The 17,838-nt window shown below is 69.0% G+C and carries 3 protein-coding genes; 1 reads left to right on the top strand and 2 read right to left on the bottom strand.

Annotation, left to right across the window (positions count from 1 at the left end):
- Nucleotides 1-24: 24 nt before the first annotated feature.
- Nucleotides 25-3,099: a hypothetical protein gene (locus POL25_RS13810; RefSeq protein WP_272086456.1), complete on the bottom strand. Its 3,075-nt coding sequence runs from the start codon at nucleotides 3,097-3,099 to the stop codon at nucleotides 25-27.
- 347 nt (nucleotides 3,100-3,446) lie between these two features.
- Between POL25_RS13810 and POL25_RS13815 the strand changes: the two genes are divergently transcribed.
- The gene (locus POL25_RS13815; RefSeq protein WP_272086457.1) at nucleotides 3,447-5,045 is read left to right on the top strand and encodes an adenylate/guanylate cyclase domain-containing protein; all 1,599 of its coding nucleotides are present in this window, start codon (nucleotides 3,447-3,449) and stop codon (nucleotides 5,043-5,045) included.
- 443 nt (nucleotides 5,046-5,488) lie between these two features.
- On the opposite strand, the gene POL25_RS13820 is transcribed toward POL25_RS13815, so the two are convergent.
- Entirely contained in the window at nucleotides 5,489-17,629 is a 12,141-nt protein-coding gene (locus tag POL25_RS13820) for a tetratricopeptide repeat protein (RefSeq protein ID WP_272086458.1), read from the bottom strand.
- Nucleotides 17,630-17,838 lie beyond the last annotated feature (209 nt).

Genomic DNA, 17,838 nt, shown 5'->3' on the forward strand with positions numbered 1-17,838 from the left:
CGCCCGTTTGCCGCCGGCAGGCCGTCAGGAGGACTTGTCGCCCGGCGGCTTGCCGGGATCGGCCGAACCGTTGGTGCCAGTCTTGCCGTCCTCGGCGGTCTGCTCCGGCCGGACTTTCAGCAGCGCCTGCAGTTCCGGCTCGAGCTCGCCGTCGTTGGGCCAGGCCTCGTCCTCCAGCACCTCGATGACGATCCGCTGGTTCGAGAGGTCGCGCTCGTAGCCGGCGCGAGGGGCGCCCGGCCGCCGGTCGTCGTCGAGCTCGCCCCACTCGGTGTCGATCGAGAACACCTCTTCGTCCTCGTCGGGCACGACCACCACGCGCGTGACCGACGCGTCTTCGTCGTCGTCGAGGTCGTCGTCGGACGGCAGGCGGAACACCGGGCTCGAGACCTCGGCGCCGCCGAGCGAGCCCATGTCGAAATCGCCGGAGTCGCCCGCCGAGCCGCCGGCCAGCCGCGCCGCCAAACTGACCGGCTCCGACTCGTCGTCGAGGTCGATGCCCGCCAGCGGGTCCGGGTCGCCGGGGTAGCGACGGATCATCGGCGCGACGATCGAATCCTCCGGGTCGGGCTCCGCCTCGTCGACGTTCACGTCGAAGCTGCCGCTGGTGTCGGGCCCCTCGAGGATGGTCGCCGGCGCCAGCGACACGCGAGCCAGGCGGGCCCGCTCGCTGTCGAGGAGGCGCTCCAGCTCGGCGATCTTGGCCTGCGCCTCGACCAGCAGGTTGCGCGTGACGTCGAGCTCGTCGGCGAGATCTTCGTACTGCTCCTTCTGCTTCTCGAGCTGGGCGAGACCGGCAGCCAACCGCGCGGCCGAGCGGTCGGTCGCGTCGTTCATCTCCCAGATCTTCTGCTCCGCGGTGTCGAGCTGGAACAGCATGTATTCCATCTCTTCCGAGCGGATGCCGGCCTCGAGGCGAGAGCGACGCAGGCGGGCGCGCTCGTGCTCGACGATCCGCTGATGCTCGGCCTCGCTGCGGGCCAGCGCCTCGGCGTGCTCGGCGGCCTGATCGGCCAGCTCGCCGCGCAGATCGAGGATCTCGGCCCGCGCCGCGTCCGACAGCGGCCCCGAGCCTTGACCGATCCGGCTCGCGCCGAGCGACACGATCTGCTGCAGCTGATCGATCGCTTGGTGCTTGGCCTCGAGCTCGCGGCGCAGGCGGAACAGCTCGACCTCGGCGCCCTGCTTGGCCCCCGCGAGCCCCTCCATGTCCTGTCGCTGCCGGCGCAGGCGGCCGCGCAGGTGCTCCTGCTCGGCCACGCCTTCCTCGAGCCGGCGCTGCAGCTCGGCCGCCTCGTCCTCGCGCTCGATCGTCTTGCGCTGCTGGTCGCGCAGGCGCTCCTGCAGGCTGGGCACCGTCTCTTCGAGGCGCTGGATGTGCACCTGCAACACCGCCAGCTCGCCGCGCAGCTGGGCCGCGAGGGTCGCGTGGTCCTCGACCGAGCGCCGCAGCTCGCGGACCGTGCGGGTCGAGTCGGCCAGCTCGCGGTCGCGGCGGCGGACGATGTCGGCGGCGGCGCGCTCGCGGGCCCGCAGCTGATCGCGCTGCGCGGTGACCTTCTCGAGCTCTTGCTGACGCGCCGCGTTGTCGACCGGCGCCGCCGCCCCGCCGTGCGCCCCGGACTCCGCGCGCGAGCGCAGCCGCTGCTCCTGCGTGTTGTAGAGCCCTTGCAGCTCGGCGTGATCGAGCTCGAGCTTGCGCAGCTCGTGACCGAGGCGCTCGAGCTCCTGCACCCGGTCCTGCTCGATCGCCCGGCTGCGCTCGACCTGCTCGCGCAGGCGATCGACATCCGTCACCAGGCGCACGTTCTCGAGGTGCTCGCGCCGGATCTCCTCTTCTTGTTGCAGCACTCGCGTCTCGAGCTCTTGCAGCTCCCCGGTGCGGCGCGCCAGCTCCTCGCGCAGGCGGTTGCGATCGATCGCCGCGTCGGCGGTGGCGCGGCCGCTCTCGGGCGCGGCCAGCGGGGCGACCTCGTCGACCAGCTCGTGGGTAGCGACCGCGTTGTCGGCGTCGGGCCGGCGCAGCAGCGCGGCCAGCGAGTGCATGCGGCTGTCCTCTTGGACATGTTGCAGCGACTCGAGGCGGTTCCGCGCGGCGTGCAGCTCGGCGTCGGTGCGGGCCTTCTCCTCGCGCACGCGATCGAGATCGCTGGCCAGCTTGACCGCGTGCGCCAGCAAGCCCTCGCGCTCGGACGAGAAGTTGTTGACGATCTCCCGCAGGCGATCGAGCTCGACGAGCGTCTCCGGGTCGGCGAGGCCCGGCGTGGGTTCGGGGGCCGCGACGACCGGCTCGGGCTCCGGCTCGTCCTGCGACTCGGGCTCGGGCTCCGGCTCGGGCAGCGGCGCGGGGGCCGAGATCTCGTGCAGCCGCGGCTGCGGGGTGCCGAGCAGGGCCGAGGCCGACTCGGCGGCGAACAGCGCCACGAGGTCGAAATCAGTGCTCTCGGTCGGCTCGGGCGGCGAGTACTGCCGCGGCCCGGGCGGAGGCTCCGGCGGCAGCGGCATCGCCGAGATGACCGTCACCTCCCCCATGTCGATCACCGGCGTGAGCGGATCGACCGGGCCGGTCGGCACGATGATGCACTCGCGCAGCTGGGCGTCGAGCTCCGCCTGCGACGCGATGAGGAGGTAGCGCTGGATCGGCAGCGGCTCGTCGAGCAGGCCCTCGCGCAGCACCGGCACCAGCGCGTCGCCGGGCGCGGTCGGCAGCAGCGGCGCGATGCTCACGCCTTGCCACTCGAGCTGGGCGAAGGCGCCGACGTGAGCGAAGACGCCGCGGAGATCGTCCTCGACCTCCCAGAGGTGATCCGGGTCGGGCTCGACGGCGAGAGCCAAAATGCCACCGTCCCGTAACACTCGCTTCGACTCGAGGATCAGCGCGTGCCGGGCGGAGGGATCGTGCGTCACGCCGCCCTCGATGCACGTCACGGCGTCGAGGCTGCGATCACGCAGCGGCAGTCGTGACAGCTCCAGCGGGCCCGACCACACTTCGAGACCGGGCTCGGCAGGACAGTCGCCGCCGAGCACGAGCACGCGGGCCACACCGGCCGCCGCGAGCCGTCGCGGTCCTTCCGGCCCCCCGGGGAGCACGACGGCCACGCGCTTTTGGAGCAGCCAACGCTCCAAAGCTACATATGCGGGCAGGTGGTACACGAGTAGGGGACTTTGGCCCCGGCATCATACTGCAAGGGCCGTCGCTTTCCCCCCAGAGACAGCGGTGGCGCAAACGCGCGCGGCGGTCCGCACGCGGGCCGGAGAGGCCGGGTCCGCGGCCGAACTCGCGGGCCAGCCCCGGCCCCGACGGCAGACCGGCGCGGGCGGGGGGGCCGGGCCGACGCGGCCCGAGACGGACCCGGGGGCGCGTCGCGGTCGATCGTCCGGCTCGCGATGGAACGACGAGGGCGGTTGATCCGCGGATTTACCTGCCCTACGATGCGGAATCGTCGATGGCGGCCAAGCTCATCCTCATCGGGGGGGACCACCCGACTGAGCACATCCTCACGTCGTTCAACACCCTCGGGCGCCATCCCGACAACTCGATCCAGGTGTTGGATCGGATCGTCTCGAAGGAGCACAGCCGGATCACGCTCGGCCCCGATGGCCGCTACGTGGTCCGTGATGTCGGGAGCCTCAACGGCACCTTCGTCAACGGCGAGCGGGTGACCGAGCGAGTGTTGAAGTCGGGCGATCAGATCTCGCTCGGCAACACGACCTACCGCTTCACCGAAGACCCGCCGCGCAACCAGCCGCCGGTCCTCAACAAGGTCACCATGACGCCGGACCAGGTGCAGAGCCAGGTCCAGAGCTCGGTGTCCGCCAGCTCGCGCTTCTTGCCCGCGGCCGACATCAAGGATGTCGCCACGCTGCGCGCCGACTACGAGAAGCTGCGGATCGCCCACGAGCTGTCGCAGCGGCTGTCGATCGACGCCGAGCTCGACACGCTGCTGCAGAAGATCGTCGACGAGGCGTTCCAGCTGATCCGCGCCGACCGTGCGGTCATCCTGCTGGTCGACCCCGAGACCGAGGACTTCGTGCCGCGCTACGTCCGGCAGAAGCGCGACGAGGAGATCCGGCTGTCGCGCAGCATCCTCGACGAGGTCCGGCTCAAGAAGCGCGCGGTGCTGTCGTCGGACGCGATGGTCGACGAGCGGTTCAAGGCGGCCAAGAGCATCATCATGCAGGGCATCCGCTCGACCATGTGCGTGCCGCTGCTCTACAACGACAAGCTGCTCGGGGCGATGCACATGGACTCGATGCTGGCGACCGGCGCGTTCAACGAGCGCGACCTGTTGCTGTTCTCGGGCATCGCCACGCAGGCGGCGGTGGCGATCGAGAACAACCTGCTGGCGCAGAAGATCGAGCACGAGGCGTCGACGCGGGCCCAGTTCCAGCGCCTGCTGTCGCCCAACCTGGTCGACCAGATCGTGTCGGGGCAGCTCACCCTCAATCAGGGCGGGTCGCGGCGCGAGGTGACGATGCTGTTCGCCGACATCCGCGGGTTCACCGGGATGAGCGAGCGTCACCCGCCCGAAGAGATGGTGGCGACGCTCAACGAGTACTTCGAGGTCATGGTCGACGTGCTGTTCCGCCACGGCGGCACGCTCGACAAGTACGTCGGCGACGAGATCATCGGCCTGTTCGGCGCGCCGGTGGAGCTGCCCGACGCGCCGCTGCGCTCGGCCCGCTGCGCGCTCGACATGATGCGCGCGCTCGAGGAGTTCAACCGCCTGCGCGCCGACCAGGGCCGCGAGAAGATCAACATCGGCATCGGCGTGAACACCGGTATGTGCATCGCCGGCGCGATCGGCTCGTCGCGCACGCTGCAGTACACGGTCATCGGCGACGCGGTGAACATCGCCGCCCGCCTGTGCAGCCTGGCGAAGCCGGGCGAGATCATCATCTCCGAGTCGACCCTGCAGCTGTCCGGCCCGCACGTGATCGTCGAGCCGCGCCAGACCGTGAAGGTCCGCGGCCGCACCGAGCCGCTCAAGATCTACGCGGTCCAGGGCATCCGCGACACGGCGCCGCCCGCCAGCCGCAGCTGAGGCCGCGCGAGGAGGCGAGGCCGCGCGAGCGGAGGCGAGGCCACGCGAGCGGTGTTGCTGTCGCGCGTGCGGTGTTGCTGTCGCGCGTGCGGTGTTGCTGTCGCGCGCGCGGCGTTGCAGTCGCGCGAGCGGTGTTGCGACCGCGTGAGCAGAAGTACCGTCGCGCGAGCAGAGCTGAGTCCGCGCGAGCGAGCTGCGGTCGCGCAAGCGGAGTCGCGGCTGCGCCAGCGGAGCCGAGGCCGCGGCAGCGAAGCCGAGTGATGGGCTGCCCGCGCCCGGATGTCGGAGCCACGGGATCACGGGCTTTCCCTTGGTGACGGGAGGCGTCGCGCGATCGCCTTCGGTCTCACCCGCCCTGCCCCGCCCGCCTGGCGACCAAACGCCGAGAGGGCGGCCTGGGCCGCCCTCTCGGACATGTCCTTACGGACAGCTCACTGTCGATTTCAGGCGACCGATACGCCGATGCCCTTGCGCGCCTTGAAGTAGTCCTCGCTGATGCTGTAGAGGACCAGCTCCTTGATCTTGTCCTTCGGCGTCATCGACGAGCCGAACGCGGCCTGCTCCTGGGAGATCAGGTGTGCGGCGGTGATGAGGTCGTCGCACAGCAGGAAGCCGATGCGATAGGCGGTGATCTCGGTGCCGAGGGCCCACTTCTTGACGTCGGTGGAACCGCCGGCCTCGACGAAGCGGCGCATGAGGCTGCGCATCTGGTCGCGGGCGTTGGCCGGCAGGCGCGAGAGGATCTCGCGGGCGATCTGGTCGAGCTCCTGACGGTTGCCGCCGGTCTCCATGTCGCACATGTGCATGCAAGCGAGGAACACCTGCTTGAGGTTCTGCGGCGAGCGGTCGAGCGCGACGTAGGCGTAGTGCGGCAGGTAGAGGTCGGCCATGTAGCGGCCGAGGGCGAAGGCGAGGTGCTTCTCGTTCTTGCCCTTCAGCAGGTTCTGGAACACGACCATCGTCGGGTGGACGCGACCGTCGCGCTGCGCGTTGAGCAGCGAGACGTCGCCGGGGTCTTCCGGCCGGAGGTAGAGGTCCGGCTGGCCGACGTTGAGCAGCTGCATGACGTACTTGGCCATGCGGGACACCGGCGCGGGGTCGGTGTTGATGTCCGTGCGCTCGTTGGGCTTGAGGTACGCGGGCAGCGGGTTGGCGCGCCAGGCCGCGATCGCCGGGGCGATCGAGCCGAGGATGCCGGTGAGGTACAGGTCCTCGTCCGGGTGGAACACGTGGCGGCGGAGGATCTCCTCCGAGAGCCGCTGACGCGCCTGCCGGAACTCGTTCGACGCGTACTTGTCGTGGATCTGCTGCTCCTCGGGCGTGGCCTGCTTGAGGAACACCAGCGTCCGCGCCAGGCAGTACGCCTTATCGAACTGATTGCTCTTCCGGTAGATGTTGAAGAGCGCGTGGTAGCTCTCGTAGCGGAAGGGCTCCTGGGCGATGAGGATCTGGTGCTCCTTGACCGCCTGGGTCGCGTACTCCTGCGGGTTGTCCTGCATGAGCGCCTCGTAGAGCTCGGCCAGCAGGTAGTGCCGCTCGGTGTTGCCCGGGTCGAGCTTGGCCGCGACCTCGAAGGCCGCGGTGGCCGCCTTGAAGTCCTTCAGGCGCGTCCGGTAGATCTCCGCGAGGTTCGACCACAGGGTGATCTTCAGGTCGCCCATGCTGTCGGCCGGGAGCCGCTTCAGCATCTTCCGGTACGACCGCTCGAGGGTCTTCCAGTCCTTCGACTTGGTGACCATCGCGTCGATCGCCTGGAACGCCTTCAGGTACGCCGGGTCGTCGTCGAGCACCGAGTTGAAGCGGTCGATCGACTCGTCGTGGGCCTTGAGCTCGTCGCGGAGCAGCACCGCCGCGGTGTAGTTGTACTTCGAGCGCCGCTTGGGATCCTTCTCGATCTCGACGATGCGGTCGATGATCCGGATCGACTCCTCCCACTGCTTGTTGCGGGTGTAGATGTCCAGCAACGTGTGCAGCAGCGGGTAGTCCTTCGGCTGCAGGTCGAGGGCGTTCTGGTAGGCGGCTGCCGCCTTCTGCCAGTTGCCCAGCTTCTCGAGGTACAGCTTGCCGATCTCGTTGTAGATCGCCGCCTGCTGATCGCCGGTGGCGGCCACGTCGATCATGGCCCGCTTGGCCTGGATGACGCCCTCCCAGTCGCCCGCGCCCGTCTGCAGCTCGATGACCGCGTTCAGGGTGGCGAGGTCGTGCGGGTCCACCTCGAGCGCCTTCTCGAGGTAGTTGAGGGCCTTCCGCGGCTCGTTCTGCCGCTTCTTGATCATGCCGAGGCGGTAGTAGACGAGGACCGTCTCGGACGAGCTCTGGGTGTCGCGGTGCTGGACCAGGATCGTCTGGTACAGCTTGAACGCCTTCTCCCAGTCCTCCTTCTCGAACAGCAGGTCGGCCATGCCGACGAGCACCTCGCGGTTGGTCGCGTCGATGTCGTAGGCGCGCTTGAACTGCTTGAGCGACTTGTCGCTGTTGCCGAGCTTGCGAGCGACCTTGGCCGCGCGCAGGTAGAGGTCGCGCTGGTCCTGGTCGCCGAGCCCGAGCTGGTCGGCCTTGCGGGTCAGGACGTCGAAGATCGGGTCGGCGTCGGCGAAGCGACCCTCGTCGTAGTAGATCTGGCCGATCACGCGGCCGACCTTGACGTGCTCCGGATCGAGCTTGAGCACCTCGGCGAACAGCGCGACGGCCTTCTCCTTGTTCTCGAGCTCCTCGTAGTAGATGAAGCCGGCCTCGGCCGCGAGCGCGATCTTCTCGAGCTTGGTGTTCGAGTAGCCGAACGCCGCCTCGAGGTTGCGAGCCGCCTTGAGCCAGTCGCGCCGGCCCTTGTACAGCTCTGCCAGGCTGACGATCGCCGGCACGTAGCCCGGATCGATCTCGGTCGCCTGGGTCAGGCGCCGCTCGGCCTCGTCGAGCTGGCCCAGCTTCTCCTGGTAGACCTGGCCCATGCGGGTCAGGTGCTGCACGCGGACCGGGGGGTCGCGCGACAGCTCGACCAGGCGCGCCAACGTCTTGAGCGCGGCCGGCCAGTCCTCGATCTGCTCCTGCAGGCGAGCGAGCGTGACCGCAGAGTCGAAGTGCTGCGGGTTCAGCTCGAGGATCTCGCTGTAGGTCTCGATCGCGCGGTCGATGTCCTGGATCTGCTTCTCGTAGACCTGACCCATCGCCACCAACAGGTCGGTCTTGGCGGCGGGCGCCGTCGTGACCACGATGTGGTTGCGGTAGGTCTCGACCAGCTCGGTCCACTTCTCGAGCCTGGTGTACAGGTCCTCGAGCTGGCGGTAGGTCGCGTCGCGGTACTTGTCGAGGAGGAGGATCTTCTCCAACGCCTCGGCCGCCCGCGCCGGGTCCTGCGCCAGGTTGACGTGCGCGGCCGCCATGCGGTCGTAGATGCCGATCTGCTCGTCACGCACCGTGGTGGTGTCGAGCTCGGCCTCGAGCACGCCGAGGTACTGCGGGACGTTGCCGCCCGCCAGGTACAGGCGCTCGAGCGCAGCCAGAGCCTCGCGGTCACCCGGCTCCGAGTCGACGATGGTCCGGTAGGTCTCGATCGCCGCCGTGGCGTCGCCGAGCTGACCCTCCTGCACGCCGCCGATGCGCTTGCGCAGGGCGATGACCTGCTCCGGCTCGTCGAGGGTGCCGACGCGCCGCTCGAGCACACCGACCAGGTCCTGCCACTGACCCTGGTTCTGATGGAGCCGGGCCAGCGCGTCGAGGGCGTTGATGTTCTCGCCGTCGATCTCGAGCACCTTGCGGTAGCTCTCGATCGCCGCCGGGATGTCGCCGAGCCCGCCGTCCTGGACCTCCGCCAGCTGCGTCAGCGTGCGGATCTGGATGTTCGGGTCGGTCTCGAGCGGGACGATCCGCGCCAGCGTCTTGGCCAGCTCGACGTTGTTCATCGCCCGGCGGTAGAAGCCGGCCTGCTCGCGCAGCGCGTTGATGTTGTTGGCGTTGAGCTTGAGCGCCTCTTCGAGCGACTTGAGGCCGTAGTCGACGCGGTTGAGGTGCTCGCCGTACCAGCGACCGATCTTCACCCACAGCTCGGCCTGCTCGCCCTTGTCGGGGATCGAGCGGACGATGCCGTTGTACTCGTTGAGCAGCTCGCCCCACTTGTTGGCCTGGGTGGCGAGGCGCTCGAGCTCGCGCGAGGTGTCCTCGTTGGCGTAGTCGATGTTGAACGCGTACTTGAGGACCTCGAAGGCGTTGCCCGGGTCTTCCTGGTTCTCCTCGAAGACCTTCGCCATCTTCTGGTAGGTCGTGACCTTGAACTTGGCGTCTTCGAAGATCTCGACCTGACGCAGGTAGAGGTCGATGAGGTCGCCCCACGCCTCGGTCTCGCGGTAGATGACCTCCAGCGCCTCGTGAGCCGGCATGTAGGCCTGGTCGAGGTCGAGGATCTCGAGGTAGGCGCCGGCCGCCTCGGTCTTGTTGCCGAGCTGCTGCTCCCAGATCGCGGCGATCTGCATGAGCACGTCGATCTTCTCGGGCGCCGACTCGACGACCTTGCGCTTCTTCTCGAGGACGCGGATGACCTCGTCCCAGCTGGCCTCGCTGCTGTGCAGGCGCTCGAGCGCCGCCAGAGCCTCGAGGCTGGTCGGCTCGAGCTCGAGGACGTGGCGCCAGGCAGCGATCGCCGCCTGGGTGTCCATGAGGTACTCGGCCTGGATGCGGCCGACCTGGGCGTAGTAGGCGCGGAGCTGCTCCGTGCCGAGGGCGTCAGGGCCGAGCTCGATCAGGTTGGCGAGCACGTCGTTGAGCTCGACCCAGGACTCGTTGCGCTGGTAGATCGCGTGGAGCGCGGTCAGCGTCTCGAGATCGCGGCCGTTGAGCTCGCGGGCGTTGAGCCAGGCGTCGAGGCTGTTGCGCTCCTTGCCGAGCCGGTCGCCGTAGACGAGGGCCAGCTGCTGGTAGATCGCAACCTTCTCGGTCGGGTCCTCGACCGCGAACACCTGCCGCTCGAGCACCTCAGCGAGGTCCTCCCACCGCTGCGAACGCTCGTGCAGCACGGCCAGCTCGCCCAGCGCGAGCGGGTCCTCGCCGCGCAGCTCGAGCACCTTGCCCCACAGGTCGACAGCGTTCTCCTCACGGTCGAGCGCCTCGGCCGCGATCTTCGCCATGCGCTGGTAGCAGGCCGCGGTGTCCTCGTCGGTGTTGGCGATCGCCGCGGTCCGCTCGTACGTCTTGTACAGGTCCTCCCAGCGGGCGGCGCTGAGGTACAGGGCCTCGAGCCGCTCGAGGGCGCGGAGGTTGTTGCCGTCGATGTCGAGGGCGCGGTTGTAAGCGGCGATCGCCGCCTCGGGGTTGGCCAGCCACTGCTCGAAGGCGGCGGCAAGGCGCATCTCGAGGTCGACGAGGACCTCGCCGTCCATGGTCGCCTGGATCCGGCGCTGAAGGATCTCGGCGAGCTCCTCCCAACGGCCGGTCTGGGTGTACAGGCGGTCGAGCGCCTGCAGGCCGTCGCCGTGGTCGGGCACCAGCGCGAGCAGGCGGTTGTAGACCTCGATGGCCCGCGCGCGGTCGCCGAGCCGGGTCTCGAGGACCTGTCCCGAACGACTGAGCACGGCGACCCTCGCGTCCTGCGAGAGGTTCGGGTTCTCGAGGATCTGCTCGCCGACGTCGACGATGTAGCCCCACTCCTGCGTGGCCTCGGCGAGGCGCTCGATCTCCTCGGCGACGCGCTCGCTGAGCGGGTCGTCCATGTACGCCCGCAGCCACCAGTAGAACGCCTGGCCCGGGTCGCCCAGCTGCTGCTCGCAGATCTGCGCGGTGTTCTCGATGATCTGCAGCCGCTCCGCGGTGTCGGCGGTGGCGTTGAGCTTGACGTCCGCGAGCTTGATCAGCGCGTCCCAGTTGCGGGACGCCTGGTACAGCGGCTCGAGGATCGAGCCGATCTCGCTCTGGTGCTCGCCCTCGGCGAAGATGAGCTCGAGCGTCGCCTGCGTGGCCGAGCTGTCGGGGTCGATCTCGAGGATCGTCCGGTAGGCCTCGATGGCCTTCGGCAGGTCCTGGATGTTGTTCTGGTAGATCTGGCCCATGCGGTACTGCAGGGCGATGATCTCCTGCTCGTCCGCGGTGATGGCGATCTGCCGGCGCAGGTTCTCGACCAGCGGCTGCCAGCGCTCGAGCCCGGAGTAGATCCGATCGAGCTGGGCGATCGCGTCGCTGTTCTCACCGTCGATGTCGAGGATCGCCAGGTAGCGCTCGATCGCGTCGTCGATGCGGTTCAGCTTGGTCTCGAGCACGCCCGCGAGGCGGTGCAGCATGCCGACCTTGGTCGCCGGATCGGGGATCGCGGCGGCCTGCTCGGCCAGCAGGCTAGCGAGCTTCTCGTGGTCGCCCGTGACCTCGGCGAGGCGGTGGAGCTGGCCCAGAGTCGCCTCATGGGTCGGCTCGATCACCAGCGCGCGAGCGTAGGCGGCGAACGCCTGCTCGAACTGCTGCAGCTGCCGCTCGTGGATCGCGGCGATCTGGTGCAGCAGCTCGATCTGCTGCGCCGGATCCTGGGTCTGCCTGACCATCACCTCGTAGATGTCGACCAGCTTCTCCCACTCGGCGAGCTGGTTGTAGAACGGCGCCAGGACCTCGGCGGCCAGCATCGGCTGGTCCTCGCCGTGGACGATGCGGTCGAGCGCGGCGATCGTCGGCGCGTGGTCGGGGGCGTGCGCGAGGGTGTCGCGGTAGGCCTCGACGGCGCGGACGATGTCGGCGAGCTGGGTCTCGTAGAGCCCGCCGATCCGGTGACGCAGCGCGGTCTTCTCGTCGCGCTGCGGCGCGACCTCGACGGCCCGCTCGAGGATCCCGAGCTGGTCCTGCCAGCGCTCGGCCTGCCCGTAGAGGCGGTCGAGCGCCTGGATGGCGTCGTAGTCGGCCGGCTCGAGGTCGAGGATCGAGCGATAGGTCTCGATCGCCTGCTCGACGTCCTTGAGCTTCTCGTCGTAGATCGGGCCGAGCTGGTGCAGCCAGTAGCGCCGGTGCTCGGGGGACTCCGCCAGCTCGGTCTTGCGGCGGTAGATGTCCTTGAGGTTCTCCCAAGCCTCGGTCTGCGTGAACAGCTTGGCGAGGGCGTCGAGCGCCGAGGCGTCGGCGTCGTCGAGCGCGAGGACCTGCTGGTACAGGGCGATCGCGCCGGCCGGGTCTTCCATGGCCGTCTCGCGCGTCTGCGCGGCGTAGAGGAGGAGCGCCTTGCGGTCGGCGACCTCGGTGACCATCTCCGACTTGCGCACCACCGCCTCGACCAGCGACCCGAAGTTCGAGTTCTTGAGGTGGAGGTTGATGAGCGCGTCGACGGCCTCGAAGTTGCCGGGGTCGACGCCGAGGATCCGCTCGTAGCTCGAGGCGGCCTTGGCCGGGTCCTCGATCACGAGCTCGTAGATCTGGGCGATCTTTACCAGCAAGCGGATGATGAGGGCGTCGTCGACGATGTCGGGGATCGACTCGTCGTAGAGGGCGACGAGGCGCGGGTAGTCCTCGAGCTGGCGGGCCAGCGTCTCGAGCCGCTCCTGCGTGGTGGCGTTGCTGGGATCGACCTTGAAGGCGCGACCGAGAGCGTCGAACGCCTTGCTCGGCTCCTCGCCGGCGATCTCGTACAGCTCGGCGATGCGGTGCAGCAGGCCGATCTTCTCCTCGGCGTCGGAGGCGTGCGTCACCATGATCTCGTACGCCTGGATCAGCCGCGGCCAATTGTTGTTGACGCGGTAGAACGGCTCGAGGGTCTTGGCGACGGTGAGCTGCTGCTGCTCGTGGGTCAGCAGCGTCTCGAGGGCGCCGAGCGCGGTGGCGTTGCCGGCGTCGAGCGCGAGCACGCGGTGGTAGGTCTCGACGGCCTGGCCGGCCTGCTCGAGCTTGGTGAGGCGGAGGTCGCCGAGGCGGAGGTTGAGCTCGATCTGCTTGTCGGGGTCGTTCGACAGCGTCAGCTGGCGCTCGAGGTTCTCGGCCAGCTCGGTCCAGGCCTCGCGCGCGAGGTAGAGCCGGTCGAGGGCGACGATCGCCTGCAGGTTCTCGAACTCGTCGGCGAGGATCTCGTTGTAGGTCGCGATCGCCTCCTCCTTCTGGCCGAGCATCTCGTCCTGAAGGTAGGCGATGCGGAACCGCAGCTCCTGACGCTTGCTGCCGTCATTGGTGAGCGGGATCTGGCTGCGGTACACGCCGAGCAGCTCGCCCCAGTTCTGGTCGCGGCTGTAGAGCTTCTCGAGCGCCTCGAGGGCATCGACGTTGTCGGCGTCGACCTCGAGCGCCTTCTTGAAGTTCTCGATCGCCTTGGGCGCGTTGCCGATGCGCTGGTCGTACAGGCCGGCCAGGCGCATGAGCAGGGTGCGCTGCAGCTCGCTCGGCAGGTCGCCGGCGACCGCCTCCTCGAACAGCGCGGCGTAGTCGGCGTAGCGGTTCTCGAGGTGGGCGAGCTTCTCGAGCTCCTCCTGCGCGGCCTCGTTGCGCGGGTCGTGGCGGAACGCGCGGCTGTAGGCGTCGAACGCCGCCGCGGTGTTGCCGATGTTGTTGGCCAGGATGCCGCCGATCTGCAGCAGCAAGCCGACGCGCTCGTCGACGGTGCCGGCCGCGGCGACCTGGATCTCGAGCGTCTGGACCATCTTCGGCCAGTCGAGCAGGCGCTCGTAGACCGGGAGCAGGATGCCGGCCACCGTGGTCTTGAGCGCGTCGTCCTCGAGGTAGCCCTCGAGCCGCTTGCGCGCCTCCTCGTTGGCGGCGTCGACGTCGAGGACCTGACGGAACAGGTCCACGGCCTCGGGCGCCGAGTTCAGCTTGTCCTGCTGGACGATGCCGAGGCGGAGCAGCAGGGTCGCGCGGGCCTCGATCTCGTCGGGCGCGGTGACGTCGAGCTCGCGCCGCAGGATGTCGGCGAGCTCGTTCCACTTGCCCTGACCGAGGTAGAGGCGGTCGAGCGCGGCGAGCACGGTCGGGTCCTCGACGCCGGTGGCGAGCACGGCCTCGTAGGCGGTGACGGCCTGGTCGACGTGACCGAGCTGCTCGTGGATGCTGCCGATGCGGGTCTGGATCGCGCGGCGGTCGTCGTCGTTGCCGGCGAGCGAGAGCTGGGTGCGGAGGACGTTGAGCAGGTCCTCTTCACGGCCGAGCGCGAGGTAGAGCCGCTCGAGCGAGGCGAGCGCGGTCGCCTCCTCGGCGTTGATCTCGAGGATCGCCTGGTTGGCGGCCAGGGCCGCCTCGAGGTCGCTCGAGCGCTTCTCGTAGATCTCGGCCAGCTTGAGCCGCAGCGGGATGCTGTCGGGGTCGGTGCCGTACTTCTCGATCGCGGCGCGCAGCGACTCGATCTGCTCGGTCCAGGCGCCGATCGACTCGCCGAGGCGGAACAGGTGCTCGCGCGTGTCGGCCTGCGTGTGGTCCTCGGTGAAGGCCTGGCGGTAGTAGGAGAACGACAGCGCCTCGTCCTGGCTGATGCGCTCGGCCAGCTCGGCCAGCCGGCGGAGCAGCGCCTGCCGCTGCGCCGGATCCTCGCTGTGGTTGAGCTGGATCTTCAGCGGGACCGAGATGTGACGCTCGTCGTGCGCCTGCTCGTAGAGATCGATCAGGGCGTCGGCGACGGTGAGGTTGTTGTCGTCGAACGACAGCGCGCGCTCGAGGGCGCGGGTGGCCTTGTCGGCCTTGTCCATGCGCGTCTTGTAGAGATCGGCGATCTTGAGCAGGAGCGTGGTGCGAGCCGCACCCTCGGCGGTCTCGGCCTCGCGCTCGAGCACGCGGATGAACTCGCCCCACTTGTCTTGCTTGGCGTAGAACTCCTGGAGGCTCTCCATGTCGCCGAGGGCGAGGTAGAGCTTCTTGAGGGCGTCCTGCGCGCGGCGGTTCTCGGAGTCGAGCTGGTACAGCTGCTCCCACGCCTTGATGGAACTGGCGTTGTCGTCGAGCTTGTCGCTGTAGTTGGAGCCGAGCTTGACGAGGTAGTTGGCCTTCTTGGTCGGGTCGCCCTCGACCTCGGCCAGCGTGCGCAGCACGCCGGCGAGCTGGCCCCACTCCTTCTCGCGCTCGAGGAGACCCTCGAGCTGCTCGAGCGCCTCGTGGTGGGTCGGCTCCATCGCCAGGACCTGGTTCCACAGCTCGATCGAGAGCGGGTTCTTCTTGATCTTCGAGACCGCGGTGCGGGCGACGTCGAGCAGCTGCTCCATGCGCTGCGCCGGGTCCTCGATCAGCGTCAGCTCCTTCTGCTGGACGTGAACGAGCTTCTCCCAGTCGCGCCGCTTGGCGTACAGGTCCTTGAGCTTGGTGATCGCCTCGACGTTGTACTCGTCGGCCTCGAGCACCGACTCGAAGCTCTTGATCGCCTCGGCCTGGTTGTTGAACTTGTCGAGGAAGAGGCGACCGGCCTCGAGGTGCAGGGCGGTGCGACCGACGGGGTCGGTGGTGAGCTCGGCGCGGCGGCGGATCCGGCTGATGAGGTCCGGCCAGCGCTTCATCTGCTCGAACTGGTTCTGCTGGGTCTCGACGACCTTGAGCAGTGACTCGGTGTCACCAGCGTCCTCGAGCACCTTCTCGAACGCGGCCAGCGTGGTGACCACGAGGCCGGGCTGACGAAGGTGATCGCGGTAGATGTCGAGGAGCTGCCAGTACGAGGCCTTGGTGTGCTCGAGGTCCTTGTTCGGATCGCCCTTGAGCTCGTCCTTCAGCAGGTCGGCGACGTTGCTCCACTTGCCAGCCTCGCCGTAGAGCTCCTTGAGGCGCGTCCGCGGGTAACGCTTCTGCGGCAGCTTGCCCATGGCGTCGCGCCAGGCGTCGATCGCCTTGGCGCCACCGGGGGCCTCCGCGGTGCGAGCGGCGTTGTAGATCCGGACCTCCTCGGGGAGGAAGATCTCGCCGTGCATCTCGACGCCGTCAGCCGGGATCGCGGCGATCTCGGCGGCGATCTTGTCGGCAGCGGCCTTCTCGGCGGCGACCTTCTCGGCAGCTGCGCGCTCGACAGCGGCGGCCTTCTCGGCCTTCTCGGCGGCGGCCTTCTCGGCAGCAGCGGCCCGCTCGGCGGCGACGCGCTCGCGCTCGGCCTTGTCGGCGGCGACCTTCTCGGCGGCGAGACGCTCACGCTCGGCCTTGTCGGCGGCGGCCTTCTCGGCAGCAGCAGCCTTGTCCGCGGCGGCCTTCTCGGCGGCAGCGGCCTTCTCGGCGGCAGCGGCCTCGCGCTCGGCGCGGTCGCGCTCGGACCGCTCGGCAGCGGCACGGTCAGCGGCGACGCGATCGCGTTCCTCCCGCTCGGCGGCCTCGGCCTGCTCGACGGCGGCTTGCTCGGCGGCGAGGGCAGCGGCGGCGGCTTGCTCGCGTGCGGCGTCTTCGGCCGCGGCCTCGTCGACGGCGGCCCGCTGCGCAGCGGCGGCTTCGGCCTCGGCACGCTGGGCGGCGGCACGCTCGGCGGAGTCGTCCGCCGGCGCCTCGAGGGCGCCGTGCTGACGCTGGAACTCGACGATCGTCGGGTGATTCGGAGCGTGCGTGACGCCGTAGGCCAGCAGGCTGCGGGCGCTCTCGACGTCCTGGCGCTGATGCCACGCGACCTCGCCGCCGAGGATCGCGAGCAACGCCACGTCGGTCGGATCGGTGATGACCTGCAGGCCGCGCACGGCCAGCTCGACGAGGCCCTCGGGGTTGCCGGTGCGCTCGGCGGCCTTCTTGAGCATGTGGAACGCGCCGAGGTGCCAGTCAGCGTCGTTCTCGTCCTTGAGGACGCTGGCGCCGATCGAGTAGGCGTACTCGAGCGCCTGGCGGAAGAAGTACGCCGCCATGTCGGCGTTGTTGAGGCGCACCTGCCAGATCAACGCGAACTGACGCAGCAGCGCGACCTTCTTGTCCGGCTCGCGCTCGAGCGCGGCGCGGCGGTCCTGCAGCTTCTGGATGTGCTGCAGGTGACCGCCGCCGGCGAGCAAGGTCTCGGCGATGTAGCCGGCCTCGTCGTTGCTCGGATCGGCGTCGAGCGCCTTGAACAGCAGCGGCAACAGGCGCGGGTCTTCGGGCGCCTCTTGCTGCAAGATCCGCGCGGTGCGGAGGTACAGCGCCGACAGCTGGTGGCCGCCGTTCTCGACGTTCGCGGCCAGCGGGTCAGCCTGGCCGCTGAGCGCGATCAGCTGGTTCATGCAGATGTTCTGCAGCGCGAACTGCCAGTTGCTCCGGTCGTACAGCGACTCCTGGAAGCGGTCCTGGAACTCTTGATTGCGACCCTCGGCGCTGGCGGCCGCCTCGAGGTACGGGCGGGCCTGCTCGATCTGCCGCAGGTTGAGCAGCGCGCGGCCGTAGGCGTAGTTCAGCAGCGCCGCGCGGTCGGGGTCGCGATTGGCCCGCAGCTCGAGCGCCATCAGCTTGGTGACCATCTCGAGGTTGGCCATCTGCTGATAGATCTTGCGCGCCGACTCCAGGGCCTTGAGGTTCTCACGGTCGCGCTTGACGGCCGTCTGGTAGAACGTCATCGCCTTGGCCTTGTCGAGCAGCAATCCCTCGCAGGCCTGGGCGAGGTGGTAGAACGCCGCCGACTGCGCCTGAGGCGTGCCGGCGGAGCTCGCCTGCGACTCGGATTCGTCGATCACCCCGCTCCAGTCGGAGACCTCGGTGAGCCGTGACTTGATGCGCGTCGTTACTTCCATCTGAGACCCTGTTTTTTGAGCATTATCGGGGGATTACCCCGGGCTCGGGAGATGGCGGATATACCACGCACCTCGCCGAGCGTTCAACGCGTCCGGAACGATTCAACGCAGGCGAGCCCAGCGGGCCCACCGTGCACACGACGGGGGACCCCCGCGGCGAGCCGCGGGGTGACTGATGGTAGGTCGGGCCTGGCGGGCCGCGTAAGTCG

This window comes from Nannocystis bainbridge, assembly GCF_028368995.1.
GTDB classification, from domain to species: Bacteria; Myxococcota_A; Polyangia; order Nannocystales; family Nannocystaceae; genus Nannocystis; species Nannocystis bainbridge.